12 protein-coding genes are annotated in these 14,657 nt (G+C 38.5%); 9 read left to right on the top strand and 3 right to left on the bottom strand.

Features of this window, described 5'->3' with window-relative positions:
- Positions 1 to 147: 147 nt before the first annotated feature.
- Entirely contained in the window at positions 148 to 1,890 is a 1,743-nt protein-coding gene (gene rho / locus ACUN24_RS12930) for a transcription termination factor Rho (protein ID WP_132401051.1), read from the top strand.
- A 65-nt stretch (positions 1,891 to 1,955) separates the two neighbouring features.
- A complete protein-coding gene (gene pssA / locus ACUN24_RS12925; protein WP_445562845.1) occupies positions 1,956 to 2,651 on the top strand; it encodes a CDP-diacylglycerol--serine O-phosphatidyltransferase in 696 nt (231 codons plus the stop codon).
- A 107-nt stretch (positions 2,652 to 2,758) separates the two neighbouring features.
- On the opposite strand, the gene folK is transcribed toward pssA, so the two are convergent.
- Positions 2,759 to 3,265, bottom strand: coding sequence for a 2-amino-4-hydroxy-6-hydroxymethyldihydropteridine diphosphokinase (folK, locus tag ACUN24_RS12920; protein ID WP_445562844.1), 507 nt, complete (start codon positions 3,263 to 3,265; stop codon positions 2,759 to 2,761).
- Positions 3,266 to 3,305: 40 nt separating this feature from the next.
- On the opposite strand from folK, the gene sppA reads away from it, so the two are divergent.
- A complete protein-coding gene (sppA, locus tag ACUN24_RS12915) occupies positions 3,306 to 5,072 on the top strand; it encodes a signal peptide peptidase SppA (RefSeq protein WP_315423860.1) in 1,767 nt (588 codons plus the stop codon).
- 176 nt (positions 5,073 to 5,248) lie between these two features.
- On the opposite strand, the gene ACUN24_RS12910 is transcribed toward sppA, so the two are convergent.
- Positions 5,249 to 5,878: a hypothetical protein gene (locus tag ACUN24_RS12910; protein ID WP_445562843.1), complete on the bottom strand. Its 630-nt coding sequence runs from the start codon at positions 5,876 to 5,878 to the stop codon at positions 5,249 to 5,251.
- 86 nt (positions 5,879 to 5,964) lie between these two features.
- Between ACUN24_RS12910 and ACUN24_RS12905 the strand changes: the two genes are divergently transcribed.
- The 6 genes from ACUN24_RS12905 to murA all read left to right on the top strand — a co-directional run bounded on the left by ACUN24_RS12905 (position 5,965) and on the right by murA (position 12,975).
- Positions 5,965 to 7,641 (top strand): helix-hairpin-helix domain-containing protein, encoded by a 1,677-nt coding sequence (locus ACUN24_RS12905; protein ID WP_445562842.1) that lies wholly within the window; start codon positions 5,965 to 5,967, stop codon positions 7,639 to 7,641.
- A gap of 132 nt (positions 7,642 to 7,773) precedes the next feature.
- Complete coding sequence (locus ACUN24_RS12900) at positions 7,774 to 8,376, top strand: DUF4254 domain-containing protein (protein WP_445562841.1); 603 nt, start codon at positions 7,774 to 7,776, stop codon at positions 8,374 to 8,376.
- A gap of 34 nt (positions 8,377 to 8,410) precedes the next feature.
- Positions 8,411 to 9,442 carry a glycosyltransferase family 9 protein gene (locus ACUN24_RS12895; protein ID WP_445562840.1) on the top strand — a complete coding sequence of 344 codons (1,032 nt, stop codon included), beginning with the start codon at positions 8,411 to 8,413 and terminating at the stop codon, positions 9,440 to 9,442.
- Positions 9,435 to 9,932, top strand: a complete 498-nt coding sequence (locus ACUN24_RS12890; protein WP_445562839.1) for a SixA phosphatase family protein — start codon at positions 9,435 to 9,437, stop codon at positions 9,930 to 9,932. Before ACUN24_RS12895 ends, ACUN24_RS12890 begins: the two co-directional genes overlap by 8 nt.
- A 953-nt stretch (positions 9,933 to 10,885) precedes the next feature.
- Complete coding sequence (locus ACUN24_RS12885; protein WP_445562838.1) at positions 10,886 to 11,569, top strand: DUF4290 domain-containing protein; 684 nt, start codon at positions 10,886 to 10,888, stop codon at positions 11,567 to 11,569.
- 80 nt (positions 11,570 to 11,649) lie between these two features.
- The gene (gene murA / locus ACUN24_RS12880; RefSeq protein WP_121282781.1) at positions 11,650 to 12,975 is read left to right on the top strand and encodes a UDP-N-acetylglucosamine 1-carboxyvinyltransferase; all 1,326 of its coding nucleotides are present in this window, start codon (positions 11,650 to 11,652) and stop codon (positions 12,973 to 12,975) included.
- Positions 12,976 to 13,238: 263 nt separating this feature from the next.
- On the opposite strand, the gene ACUN24_RS12875 is transcribed toward murA, so the two are convergent.
- Positions 13,239 to 14,600: a pyridoxal-phosphate dependent enzyme gene (locus ACUN24_RS12875; RefSeq protein WP_445562837.1), complete on the bottom strand. Its 1,362-nt coding sequence runs from the start codon at positions 14,598 to 14,600 to the stop codon at positions 13,239 to 13,241.
- Positions 14,601 to 14,657: the final 57 nt, after the last annotated feature.

Genomic DNA, 14,657 nt, shown 5'->3' with positions numbered 1-14,657 from the left:
TCATTTAGTTTTATAGCCTTAAGAACTTATGCACAATGAAAAGCCGGGCTTACGTTAATACAAATATTTTTTAAGCCTGTGCAAATTTATAACAGAAAACATCCGTTATAAACAAATGAAAAATTTCTTGAAACATATATATTTAGAATGTTTAGTAAAACAGAATTAAATGATAAGCTCACAACAGAATTACGTGAGCTAGCAAAAAGCTATGGCATTGAAGGTGCCGACTCCCTAAGAAAAATCGACCTTGTTGAGGTACTTTTACACCAGCAAGAAATTATAAATGCCGCTAAAGCTGGTGCAGACCCGTATAGCGAAACCGAACCTGTTGCAGCTACTCCTGCGCCTAAAACCAAAGCTGCAAAAGCACCAAAAGTTGCTGCTGCGGCGGCAGCCGCCGCTTCTACGGTGGTAGCTGATAAGCCTGCAGCTACTACAGCTGACAAGCCTGTTAAAAAAAGAGCTAGGTTAACGAAAGATGAGCCTGCAGCACCAGTTGAAAGAAGAAGAGATGCGGTAACATTATTTGACGAGCCTCAACACCAACAACAGCCGGAAAGACAGCCTGACAGGATTGTTGAAGGTGAAGAAAGTGTAAAGCCAATCTCAGCTTTAATAGAAGAAAGTGCAGAAGTGCTTCCGGTGGCTCCAAAACAAAAACAAGAGCCTAAAGAAAAGCAAGAAAAACCGCAGCGTGACGAAAACCGCCAGCAAAAACAACCAAGCGGTGGCAATCACCACAAAAACGAAAACAGTTACTCTAACTTAGATTTCGATAATGTAATTACAAATGAAGGTGTTTTGGAAATTATGCCTGATGGTTATGGTTTCTTGCGTTCGGCAGATTATAACTACTTAACTTCTCCTGATGATATTTACGTATCTCAATCTCAAATAAAACTTTTCGGATTAAAAACTGGTGATACGGTAAAAGGTAGCATCCGTCCACCAAAAGAAGGCGAAAAATATTTCCCTTTGGTTCGTGTAGAAACCATTAACGGCAGAATCCCTGCCGAGGTTCGCGACCGTGTTCCTTTCGATTATTTAACACCGCTTTTCCCAACAGAAAAATTAAATTTATTTACGGATAACAGTAATTACTCTACCCGTATTATGGATTTATTTACGCCAATTGGTAAAGGTCAGCGTGGTTTAATTGTAGCACAACCTAAAACGGGTAAAACCAATTTATTGAAGGAGGTTGCCAATGCAATTGCTAAAAACCACCCTGAAGTTTATTTAATTATCTTATTAATTGATGAGCGCCCTGAAGAGGTTACCGATATGGCACGTAGTGTAAGGGCTGAGGTTATTGCCTCAACTTTTGATGAACCGGCTGAGCGCCACGTTAAAATTGCTAACATTGTTTTAGAGAAAGCAAAACGTTTGGTAGAAAGCGGACATGATGTAGTAATCCTTTTAGATTCGATTACCCGTTTAGCCAGGGCGTATAATACTACAGCACCGGCATCTGGTAAAATATTATCGGGTGGTGTTGACGCCAACGCTTTACACAAACCAAAACGTTTCTTCGGTGCGGCACGTAACATCGAAAATGGTGGTTCACTAACTATTCTAGCTACTGCACTAACCGATACAGGTTCTAAAATGGACGAGGTAATCTTCGAAGAATTTAAAGGAACAGGTAATATGGAGCTTCAGTTAGACCGTAAATTATCTAACAAACGGATCTTCCCTGCAATTGATATTACGGCTTCAAGTACCCGTCGCGACGATTTATTGTTAGACAGGGATATTTTGCAGCGTGTATGGATTTTACGTAACCACCTTGCTGATATGAATAGCCAGGAAGCAATGGAATTTGTTCAATCTCAAATAAAAGGAACAAAAAGTAACGAAGAGTTCTTAATTTCGATGAACAGCTAGAATAAGTTTGGCGTTTGGGGTTTGGCGTATTGCGTTCAAACCCCATGCGCTTAACACCTAACCCCATGCTAAAAAAAAATATCCCTAATGCGATTACCTGTGCAAACCTTTTGTCTGGTTGTATCGGAATCGTTTTTGCATTTAAAGGCAATTTAGAAACCGCAGCTTATTTCGTTATTTTATCTGGAATATTCGATTTTTTTGACGGCATGGTTGCCCGTTTATTAAATGTAAAATCGGCAATCGGAAAAGATCTGGATTCTTTAGCTGATATGGTAAGTTTCGGGTTTTTACCCGGGGTAATTATGTTTCACCTTTTAAAGGCAAGCGACTATTCATCTGAATACCTGCCCTATCTTGGTTTTATTATTACTGTTTTCTCGGCACTTCGGCTGGCAAAATTCAATAACGATACAAGGCAAACAGAAGATTTTATTGGTTTAAACACCCCGATGAATACTTTGTTTATCTGCTCTTTACCTTTTATTGCCAACGATTATCCACAGATTATTGCTTCCAGTATGTTGCTGATTGCTGTTACGGCAATAACAAGCTTTTTATTGGTGAGCGAAATAAAAATATTCTCTTTAAAATTCAGCGATTTAAGCTGGAAGAAAAACAAAATTAAATTTATTTTCCTCATCCTATCGGCAGTATTAATTGCCTTTCTAAAATTTGCAGCTATTCCTTTTGTATTGGTATTGTATATTGCTTTGTCTTTTCTGCATTTTAAGGATTCTACGGCTAATCACAAAATATAACTAAGTTTTTCCCGCAGATTAAGAAGATTAAAATCGCAGATCACTGCGCACTAGATTAATCCTTTAAAAACTGTGTTCCTTCTCTGCAAGAATTAAAAGTTAATGCGCTACAGTTTTTTAACCTCAAGCGGATCGTCAATATTGCGACTGATTGATAAAATCGTTTCTCCCAGCACAGGATGTATCACTTCTGGTGCAATCTCAGCCAATGGCTCCATTACAAATTTTCTATCCTGCATATGCGGATGAGGTACCTGAAGTTTATCCGGAATATTGATGATTTGATCTCCAAACAGAATCAGATCGATATCAATTAAGCGCTCCCCCCATTTATCTTTCCTCACCCTGCCCAGTTCCTGCTCAATACCTAATGCAAGATCTAAAACTTCCAAAGCACTTAAATTAGTTTGTAAAGCTATTGCCTGGTTTAAAAATGCGGGCTGGTCAGTTTTGCCCCATGCTGCGGTTTCGTAAAGAGAAGAGCTAGTTATTACCTTACCAATTTTATCGTTCAATAGTTCGATGGCCTTTTTCAAATTTGCCTCCCTGTTACCTAAATTTCCACCCAGTAACAAATAAGCCGTACTGTACTCTAAAGCTTGATTAAGCATCATGTATTTTTATATCTTTACAGCACAAAATTAAAACATTTAAATGAGAGAATTCTTTAAGTATTTATTTGCCTCTATGTTGGGCTTTTTCTTATCGATAGTAATTGTATTTATTATCTGCTTCGTAGTTGTAGTGGGTTTAATATCTTCAATTGATAGCGACAAAACAGTTGTGGTATCTAACAATTCGGTACTATTTCTAAATTTAGATCAAGCCATTACCGAGCGTACACCTAAAAATCCATTCGGAAACTTGCCAATTGTTGGAGGTGAAGAAAAAGAAGCCATAGGCTTAAATGACTTCTTAAAAGCATTGCAAAAAGCCAAAACAGATGATAACATTAAATGTATTTACCTGAATGTGAGCAGTCCGAATGCTGGATATGCAACTTTGCGTGAGGTGAGAAATGCACTGATTGATTTTAAAAAATCGCATAAAAAAATTATCGCCTATAGCGAAGTATATACCCAGGGTGCTTATTATTTGGCTTCTGTTGCTGATAAAGTATATTTAAATCCTGAAGGAGCATTAGAATTCAAAGGATTCAGCTCTGAATTAACTTTCTTTAAAGGAACATTAGAAAAAGTTGGTGTAGAAATGCAGGTTATCCGTGTAGGAAATTACAAAAGTGCAGTCGAGCCATTTATCCTGGATAAAATGAGCGATTATAACCGTAAACAGGTTACCGCTTATGTTGGTGGTTTATACAATACTTTCTTAACCGATATTGCGCAAAGCAGAAATATCCAAAAAGATAGTCTGTATAACATTGCCGATAATTACAAAGTGCAGCAGCCACAAGATGCAGTAAACTTTAAAATGATTGATGCTTTAAAGTACAAAGATCAGATTTTAGAGGAATTAAAAGGATTGTCTGGCAGAACCAGAGGAGAGAATATTCGTGCAGTTTCGATTAACGATTATGCCAAAAACAATAGCGATACAGGCGAAGGAAAAGATAAAGTTGCCGTAATTTATGCCAATGGAGAAATTAACGGAGGAGAAGGTTCTGATAACCAGATCGGTTCAGAGCGCATTTCCAGAGCGATCAGAAAGGCCCGTTTAGATGACGATATTAAAGCGGTTGTACTCCGTGTAAACTCTCCCGGAGGTAGCGCTTTAGCTTCCGATGTGATCTGGAGAGAGGTTGTGCTTACCAGAAAGGAAAAACCTGTTATCGCATCCTTTGGTGATGTGGCCGCATCAGGCGGTTATTATATTGGTTGTGCTGCCGACAGTATTTTTGTACAACCGAATACCATTACCGGTTCTATTGGTGTATTTGGTATCATTCCGAACTTCCAAAATTTAATGACCAACAAACTCGGAATTACATTTGACGGTGTTAAAACCGGTAAATATGCCGATATCATGGCTACCAACCGCCCTATGACTGCAGGTGAAAGATTCATCATCCAGAATGAATTAAACAGAATTTATAGCGGTTTTGTAAGCCGTGTGGCCGATGGCAGAAAGAAAAGTAAAGCCTATATTGATAGCATTGGCGGTGGCCATGTTTGGATTGGAACTGATGCCGTTCAAATTGGCCTGGCTGATAGAATTGGAAGTTTTAATGATGCCATTAAAGCAGCCGCTAAAAAAGCTAAAATAAAGAATTATAAGGTTGTAGAATATCCGGATGTAATTGACCCATGGAAATCGCTAATGGATGAAGGTACAGACAGGATTAAAACTTATTATACCAAACAGGAACTTGGAGATAATTATATGCTTTACCAACAAATGAAAAAGGTAATTGCAAGCTCTGGAATTCAGGCCCGCATGCCGTTCGAAGCAGTTATTAAATAGGAAATAATGGAAAATGGATGATGGAAGGCTAGAATTCGTATAAAAGGGTTGATGGTTCATAGTTAAATAGTTAATAGCCAAGTAGGTATAACATACCAAACAATTAACCATGAACCATCAAACCATGAGCTAAAAAGCCCATTATCCATTTTACATCTTACCTCTTACATCTCCCCCTAATTAATCAACTTCCACTCGGGGTGCAAAGTAAGGTAAGTAGCGTTAACCGAAGTATTTACAGGATGAACCGTTATGGAAATACTTTTCCCTTTTAAAAATTCAAAGCCAATCCCCTCTTTTTTGGCATCATAAACCGTAACCGTATCTTTATCTTCATTTAAATAAGAAGATAGTTTTTCAATAGCAGGAAATTTCTGTTTTGTGTCTTCAAGGGTAGTACCTGTTGCCAAACCATCTTTTGTTTTAAACTTATTAGCGGTAATCCTGATCTGTTTTACATCTTTTACAAGCATACTGGTATCACGATAAGAAGAATATACCGCAATTTCGTTAGGATGCTTTCCAGTCGAATCGTTACTGTACCAAATCCCCCAGGCTTTTCCCATTGCGGCATCGCCAGCATCAGGTCTTCCAAGTTTTTCTCCTACCTCTTCCATATTTTCTCCTAAAGAAATTTCGCCAATGGATTTACCGGCTACAATTAGGAACCGTTCATCCATAGCTTGTGTTGTGGCCGATTTTAGGTTACTTACCGAATCCGTTTCGTGCTGATCATTTTTATTGGCAGATTGGCATGCTGCCAAACTTATAGTTAATCCTAAAAAGGCAAATTTTATATTTTTCATGAGTGTAAAACAACAATTAATAAAAATTGTGTTTTAATTTGTGAGCCCTTAAGGATTTGAGGCATTATTTCCTAATTTTACCCCTTATGGAAAATAAGACCATCGCCCGCACCTTACGCCTCTTATCGCAGCTTATGGAACTGCATGAAGAAAATCCTTTCAAGATTAAATCAGTTGCAAATGCCTATTTTAAAGTAGATAAACTGCCTTTTGCATTAAAAGACAAACCTTTAGATGAACTGGATAAAATTGATGGTATAGGCAAAGGGCTGGCTTCCAAAATCATAGAACTTCTCCAAACAGGAGAATTAAAAGAACTTAACGAAATTCTGGAGAAAACACCCGAAGGTGTAGTGGAAATGCTGGCCATAAAGGGCATCGGACCGAAAAAGATATTCATTATCTGGCGTACCTTAGGTATAGAAAGTATAGGTGAACTGTATTATGCCTGCAACGAAAACCGCTTAATTGAAGCCAAAGGTTTCGGTTTAAAAACGCAGGAAGAAATTAAGAATGCGATCGAATTTAAACTGGCTGCCAATGGCAGGTTCTTATATGCGCAGGTAGAAGGTTTTGCCAAAACTTTATTTACACAGCTTGCTGACTGGACTGGAAAAATTGACAACGGTGCACTTTTGGGGTTTGCTGGTCAATACCGCCGCGCATGTGAGATTATCGATGAATTAGAAATCGTAGTTGGTACAGTGCAAATTGATACCCTTAAACAAAACTTACCTGCTTTCGCTCCACTTTCGCTTATCGAAGCTGAAAATGCTTTCATCTGCACTACCGAAGCAGGTTTTAGAATCAAGATTTACCAAGTAGAAAAAGCTGATTTTTATTTGCAATGGTTCAAACTCACAGGAAATACCGAACATGTTGAAAAAGTGTTGGCTTTAGCCGGCGATGGACCTTTCGCAAATGAAGAAGAAATTTACAGCAAGTCCGGATTAGCTTTTATCGAACCTGAACTACGCGAAGATTTTGATGAAATTGAACTGGCTAAAGCAAATAAACTCCCTACCTTAATCCAATACGAAGATTTAAAAGGTAGTTTACACAACCACTCTACCTGGAGCGATGGCGTACACACTTTAGAGCAGATGGCCGTATATTGCAAAGAGCACTTAAATCTTCAATATTTAGGGATTTGCGATCACTCTAAAACCGCTGTTTATGCCAAAGGATTGAATGAACAGCGTGTTTTCGGCCAGCACCAGGAAATTGATGAACTGAATAAAAAACTCGCCCCTTTCAAAATTTTCAAAGGTATTGAGAGTGATATTTTGAGTGATGGTTCGCTAGATTATTCAGATGATATTCTAAAAACCTTCGATTTTGTTGTCGCCTCGGTACACAGTAACCTCCGCATGGACGAAGCAAAAGCAACGGCACGTTTATTAAAAGCTATTGAAAATCCATACACCACCATTTTAGGACATCCAACTGGCCGTTTATTGTTGAGCAGGGCCGGATACCCGATAGATTATAAAAAGATTATTGACGCCTGTGCCGCAAACAAAGTGGTGATCGAAATCAATGCCAACCCTTTACGTTTAGATTTAGACTGGCGCTGGCACCGTTATGCTTTAGAAAAAGGCGTGTTACTTTCTGTTAATCCCGATGCCCACCGCACCGAAGGTTTCCATGATATGCATTACGGTATTTTAGTGGCCCGCAAAGGTGGCCTAAGTGCCGATAAGTGTTTAAATGCTTTTTCTTTGGAAGAGATAATGGCGTATTTTGATGGCAAGAAGGGTTAGCGGTTAGCGGAAAACATACTATAAATTAACCTGTTTAAATTTTACAAGATAAATCTGTGTAATCTTATAATCTGTGTAATCATCCCGTCAGGAAAAAAATCAATCTATTCAATCTTTTAATATCTTTGCCCCATGATAAGTGAAATTGCCAACCGCATATTTAATCAGGTAATTACAGACTACCACAAGTTTGATGATATTGACCATCCGGTTGAAAACCCGTATGATGCCGAAAGTTTAGAGCATCTCTTTTACGTTAAAAACTGGATCGATACGGCACAATGGCACATGGAAGATGTGGTACGTAATCCACAGATTGATCCCGTTGAAGGCTTGAGCTGGAAAAGACGCATTGATGCACAAAACCAGGTGCGTACCGATATGGTGGAGTTTATTGATGGTTACTTCTTAAATCTTTATCAGGGAATTCCAGCTTTACCAGAAGCAAAAATCAATACAGAAAGTCCGGCATGGGCAATTGACAGGCTTTCAATCCTGGCCTTGAAAATTTACCACATGCGTGAAGAGGCTGAACGCGAAAGTGCATCGGCTGAGCACCGTGCACAATGCCAGACTAAATTAAATGTATTGTTATCACAACGCGAGGATCTTTCAACCAGTATTGATGAATTATTGGCAGATATTGAGGCAGGCAAAAAATACATGAAAGTGTACAAACAAATGAAAATGTATAACGATCCGAGTTTAAACCCGGTATTGTATAATAAGGCATAAAAAAGCAGAAAGACCAAAGCTGAAAGCGGAAAGCATGTCATCAACCATAAAAATTATCATTTTACGTTTTTCAGCAATGGGCGATGTGGCCATGGTAGCCACCGTTTTACGAGAATTTTCAGAGCAAAACCCATCTGCAGAAATCATCATGGTAAGCAGACCTGCTTTTAAACCATTTTTTGAGGGCATCCCAAAGCTAATCTTCCACCCTATCCAGCCTAAAACCATTCACAAGGGAATTGACGGCCTGTATAAACTCTATCAGGAGCTTCGGAGCTATAAACCAACTGCTATAGCCGATTTACATGACAATTTAAGAAGCAGGGCAATTTCTACCTTTTTTCGTTTAACCGGAACAAAAATTAAGCGGATAAATAAAGGAAGGGCGGAGAAAAAAGCGTTGACTCGCCTGCACAATAAAGTTTTTAAGCCTCTGCGTCAGACAGTAGAACGTTATGCTGATGTTTTCCGCGAATTAGGTTTTAATATTAAACTCAGTCACCAAATTAATAAATCAGCACAGACGCTACCTAAAAAAGCCGAGGCTTTATTTAGTGATAAAACCACAAAAAAAATCGGCATCTCTCCTTTCGCACAGCATATTTATAAAGTATATGCTTTAGAAAAAATGGAAGAAGTAATTGCTGCGTTAAGTGATCTTGGCTACAAAATACTGGTTTTTGGAGGTGGTAAAGAAGAACAGGAAATAGCTGAAAAATGGGCTGAAAAGCATAAAAACACCCATAATTTAATCGGCAATTTTAACTTAACAGAAGAGCTTGCCATTATCTCTAACTTAGATGTAATGTTGAGCATGGATTCATCAGGCATGCACATGGCATCACTTGCAGGCGTACCTGTTGTATCCATTTGGGGGCCAACACATCCTTACGCCGGCTTTTTAGGTTATGGGCAATCGGAAAGCGATTGTATTCAGATCGACCACCCCTCGAGGCCAAATTCTATTTATGGAAACAAACCTTGCCTTTGCGGTGTTGAAAATTGTATAGACTTAATTAAGCCTGAAACCATCGTTAACAAAATTAAAGAGAAATTAAATGGCTAAGCAACTACTTTTGGTCCGTCATGGCAAATCGGATTGGGGAAATTTAGATTTAAAAGATTTCGATCGACCATTAAATAAGCGCGGCAAGGAAAACGCTCCTGAAATGGCTGAAAGATTGATTAACCGCGGTTTTAAAATCGATCAGATTGTGAGCAGTCCGGCAAAAAGAGCCAAATCTACCGCCAAATATTTTGCAGAAGCTTACAACATTGATCAGATCCAATTTGAAGAATCTATTTACGAGGCCAATACTACCGCCCTTCTGAAAGTGGTTAACGGTTTGAATAATGGTGCAGATCATATCGTGATGTTTGGTCATAATCCTGGTTTTACAGATTTTGCGAACGAGTTATGCGATGCCGACATTTATAACATTCCGACTGCAGGCATGGTATTAATTTCTTTTCCTTTTGATTCGTGGCAGATGGTAAGCAAAGGAACAGGAGAATTGGTGTTTTTTGATTACCCGAAGAATAGTGATGAAATTTAAGGCTTTCACCATTAAGGAGTTAAGAGTATTAAGGTTTAAATTCTTACAGATTGGCTTCAACGAACAGAATATAAACTTCTAACGGCTTAGACATATTTGGCGCTAGAAAGGTTTTCGCGACAAGCACAATCCAGAGTTAAATAAACCCGATGGGAACGAATGCCGATTTTTCTTCGGCAGCAGGGACAGCGGGACTGAAGAAGCCAAGAACTACTGAACGAACATTTCCAAAAAAAAATCGCCGCACTTAAATTATCACAATTTAGATAAGCATACTACAAATTAAATAATCGTTAAATAGTTCTCGTTGCAAAGAGGATTAGTGAGAGACGCATTTGTAATGCAAATTAAGTGCATAGAAGCGATAGAATCGCTATTCTCTTGCATCCTCGTTACAAACGAGGACGATAGATGATCGCCCCACTTAAAAAATTATCACAATTCAGATAAGCATACCACAAATTAAATAATCTTTAAATAGGTCTCGTTGCAACGAGGATTAGTGAGAGACGCATTTTGTAATGCAAATTAAGTGCAAAGAAGCGATAGAATCGCTATTCCCTTGCATCCTCGTTACAAACGAGGACGATAGATGATCGCCCAACTTAAATTATCACAATTTAGATAAGCTTATCACAAATCAAATAATCTTTAAATAGGTCTCGTTGCAACGAGGATTAGTGAGAGACGCATTTGTAATGCAAATTAAGTGCAAAGAAGTGATAGAATCGCTATTCCCTTGCATCCTCGTTACAAACGAGGACGATAGATGATCGCCCAACTTAAATTATCACAATTTAGATAAGCTTATCACAAATCAAATAATTTTATTAACTTTGACTATATAAAACGAAAATCTGGCAATAGACATTTCGGTGAATTCATAACCTAAACTCCTCTGGTTATTTCATAATTCGTATCGCCAGAAAATTTATCCATTAATTTATCTGTACATGAATTTTGATTATAATACTACGCGTAGCCATTTAATTTTATCGGAATATGGCCGTAACGTACAAAATATGGTGAAGTATATCTGTGAATTACCCACCATTGAAGAACGTAATAAATATGCCCAGGCGGTAATCGACCTGATGGGCTTTTTGCAACCACATTTGCGTGATGTTGCCGATTTTAAGCATAAACTTTGGGATCACTTACACATTATTTCTGGTTACCAGATTGATGTAGATAGCCCATACCCAAAGCCATTAATCGAAAATGCTTACATTAAACCAGCTCCACTAGCCTATCCTCAACAAAGAATTACCTACAAACACTATGGTAAAACTGTTGAAACCCTGATCGAAAAAGCCATGCGTGAGGAGGATGCCGAAATTAAAAAGGCAATGGTGCAGAGCATCGCAAACTTTATGAAAATGGCTTATGTTACCTGGAATAAGGACAACGTAAGTGATGACACCATTATCAAGGACCTAAAATACCTTTCTGGCGGATTGTTATCACTTGATGAAGGCGTTAACCTTGCTAAAGTTGAGTTTAGGGCTCAAAATCCGCGTCAAAATAACAATAACCGCGGCAGAACCAACAACAATAACAACAACGGTAAAAACCGTCAAAATAACAACAACAATAACAACCGTCAACGCAACAATAACAATAAACCTAAATATTAAGGCTGAAGGGCAAAAGGGCATAAGGTGAAAAGTTAAAAACCGACACCATTACTTGATACCTGATACTAAATACAAAAAATATGAACGCATTTGAAATAACAGGCGGAATTAAATTAAAAGGCGAAATCACTCCCCAAGGTGCCAAAAACGAAGCATTACAGATTTTATCTGCAGTATTGCTTACCGAAGAAAAAGTTACCATCAGCAATATCCCTGATATTAAGGATGTAAACAAACTGATCGAGTTATTGGGCGATTTAGGCGTTACTGTTGAACGCATTAATAAAGACACCTATACCTTCGAAGCCAAAAACATCGATTTAAATTTCTTCGAATCTGATACTTTTAAAGCTAAAGGTGGTGGTTTGCGTGGTTCGATTATGATTGTAGGGCCATTATTGGCGCGTTTTGGCAAAGCAGCAATTCCGAAACCAGGTGGTGATAAAATTGGTCGCAGAAGATTGGACACCCACTTTATCGGTTTCGAAAAACTAGGTGCGAAATTCGTTTACGATAGCAAAAAAGCTTTCTTTAACGTTGATGCCACCAATTTACAAGGTGCTTATATCCTATTAGATGAGGCATCGGTAACCGGAACAGCAAACATTGTAATGGCTGCTGTTTTAGCTAAAGGTACCACTACTATTTATAATGCGGCTTGCGAACCATATTTACAACAACTTTGTAAGATGCTTAACCGCATGGGCGCAAAAATTTCAGGCATTGGCTCAAACCTGCTTACTATTGAAGGCGTTAAAGTATTGGGAGGAACCGAGCACAGAATGCTGCCTGATATGATTGAAATTGGCTCTTTCATCGGTATGGCCGCAATGACAGAATCGGAAATTACCATTAAAAATGTTTGTTATGATGAGCTTGGCGTAATACCGGAGGTTTTCAAAAAACTAGGGATCAAATTAGAGCGTCGCGGCGATGATATTTATGTCCCATCGCAAAAACACTACGAAATTGACACCTTTATTGATGGTTCGATTTTAACCATTGCCGATTCGCCATGGCCAGGTTTTACACCTGATTTATTGAGTATTGTTTTGGTTGTGGCTACACAGGCAAAAGGAAACGTACTCATTCACCAGAAAATGTTCGAGAGCCGTTTGTTCTTCGTGGATAAACTGATTGACATGGGTGCACAAATCATCCTTTGCGATCCGCACCGTGCAACCGTTAATGGTATTGATAAGAAATATAAACTTCGCGGAATCAGTATGACTTCTCCTGACATCAGGGCCGGAGTTTCATTGTTAATTGCAGCTTTATCTGCCGAAGGTAAATCGACCATTTATAACATCGAACAGATTGAACGGGGCTATCAGGATATCGATACCCGTTTACGTGCCTTAGGTGCACAAATTAAGCGTGTAAATGCTGATGCGCCTGGTCATTAAGCTTAAAGCAGAAAGACTAAAGCTTAAAGCGAAAATAGCATAATGAAAAACGTCCGTGTAATAATTACCGGACGTTTTTTTATGGTTTTTCGTCATCTCGACTGAAGCGCAGCGAAATGGAGAGATCTAACTTGACAGATTTCTCGGTTCCGTTGCACTCCACTCGAAAGGGATAACTCCTTGAAAGATCCTGAAACAAGTTCAGGAGGACGATCGTAGGAATTACACCATCATCCATTTCACATTTCACATCTTACATCCACTTATCCTGATATCGCATTAATAATATCGTACTGAGTGATAATTTCGATCTTTCCAGATTCATCTTCCACTAAAACTGCTGAGTTTTCTTTATTAATCAACGAAGAAATTTTATCAATTGAGGTATTTAAATCTACAAATGGGAAAGTAGCCGTCATGATTTCTGAAATCGGAGCTGATTTTAGTCCAGGATTTTCAAGTAATGCAGATAAAATATCACTTTCGGCAATTTTACCTACAATCATTCCTTGCTGGGTTACCGGAATTTGAGAAATATTCATCGACTTAATGGTATTGATAGCTTCGAGTACTGATTTCTGGGCATCAAGTGTTACAATCTCTGTGTTTTCTTTTTTAGCCAGAATAGATTTGGCAGTTAATTTTTCGTCCTGTAAAAATCCGCGTTCACGTAACCAGTCTTCATTATACATTTTGCCCATGTAACGACTGCCGTGATCATGAAAAATGACTACAACCACATCTTCCGGCTTCAGTTTATCTTTTAACTGAATTAATCCACCAATAGCAGCACCGGCAGAGTTACCCACGAAAATACCCTCTTTGCGCGCAATATCGCGTGTCATTAAAGCAGCATCTTTATCCGTAACCTTCTCAAACAAGTCGATTACATCAAAATTTACGTTTGCCGGAAGGAAATCTTCGCCGATACCTTCTGTGATGTAAGGATAAATTTCATCCTTATCAAATATACCTGTTTCTTTATATTTTTTGAAGACTGAGCCATAGGTATCAATTCCCCAGATTTTAATATCCGGATTTTTTTCTTTCAGATATTTTCCCGTTCCGGAAATGGTTCCGCCTGTACCTACACCAACTACCAGGTGTGTAATTTTCCCTTCTGTTTGTTCCCATATCTCAGGACCGGTTTGCTCATAATGTGCCTGTGAGTTGGCTAAATTGTCGTATTGATTAGGTTTCCATGAATTTGGAACCTCACGTTCTAAACGCGAAGAAACCGAATAATAGGAACGGGGATCTTCCGGTTCAACGTTTGTGGGACAAACGATTACCTCGGCACCAAAAGCACGTAAAGCATCAACCTTTTCTTTAGATTGTTTATCAGTTGTAGTAAAAATACATTTGTAACCCTTAATAATGGCTGCCATAGCCAGACCCATACCTGTATTACCTGATGTTCCTTCTATAATTGTACCACCTGGCTTTAGTTTTCCGCTTTTCTCGGCATCCTCAATCATTTTAACCGCCATCCGGTCTTTAATTGAATTACCTGGATTAGTCGTCTCTATTTTCGCCAGAATTGTTCCCGGAACTCCTTTTGTTATCGTATTTAATTTAACTAATGGCGTATTGCCAATAGTTTCTAAAATATTATTGTACCACATATTACAAAATTAAGCAATGGCATTAAGTATTTTACAAACTATATTTTATTTGAAACA

It is taken from the genome of Pedobacter sp. WC2501 (genome assembly GCF_052682415.1).
Note: the sequence above shows the minus strand (reverse complement) of the source record. Positions and strands in the feature narration are given on the sequence as shown.

Excerpts from the sequence above, each read along its gene's own strand:
- folK (WP_445562844.1), bottom strand. The coding sequence starts at position 3,265 with ATGATGCTTAATCAAGCTTTAGAGTACAGTACGGCTTATTTGTTACTG.
- sppA (WP_315423860.1), top strand. The coding sequence starts at position 3,306 with ATGAGAGAATTCTTTAAGTATTTATTTGCCTCTATGTTGGGCTTTTTC.
- ACUN24_RS12875 (WP_445562837.1), bottom strand. The coding sequence starts at position 14,600 with ATGTGGTACAATAATATTTTAGAAACTATTGGCAATACGCCATTAGTT.
- ACUN24_RS12895 (WP_445562840.1), top strand. The coding sequence starts at position 8,411 with ATGTCATCAACCATAAAAATTATCATTTTACGTTTTTCAGCAATGGGC.
- murA (WP_121282781.1), top strand. The coding sequence starts at position 11,650 with ATGAACGCATTTGAAATAACAGGCGGAATTAAATTAAAAGGCGAAATC.
- ACUN24_RS12910 (WP_445562843.1), bottom strand. The coding sequence starts at position 5,878 with ATGAAAAATATAAAATTTGCCTTTTTAGGATTAACTATAAGTTTGGCA.
- pssA (WP_445562845.1), top strand. The coding sequence starts at position 1,956 with ATGCTAAAAAAAAATATCCCTAATGCGATTACCTGTGCAAACCTTTTG.
- rho (WP_132401051.1), top strand. The coding sequence starts at position 148 with ATGTTTAGTAAAACAGAATTAAATGATAAGCTCACAACAGAATTACGT.
- ACUN24_RS12900 (WP_445562841.1), top strand. The coding sequence starts at position 7,774 with ATGATAAGTGAAATTGCCAACCGCATATTTAATCAGGTAATTACAGAC.
- ACUN24_RS12890 (WP_445562839.1), top strand. The coding sequence starts at position 9,435 with ATGGCTAAGCAACTACTTTTGGTCCGTCATGGCAAATCGGATTGGGGA.
- ACUN24_RS12905 (WP_445562842.1), top strand. The coding sequence starts at position 5,965 with ATGGAAAATAAGACCATCGCCCGCACCTTACGCCTCTTATCGCAGCTT.
- ACUN24_RS12885 (WP_445562838.1), top strand. The coding sequence starts at position 10,886 with ATGAATTTTGATTATAATACTACGCGTAGCCATTTAATTTTATCGGAA.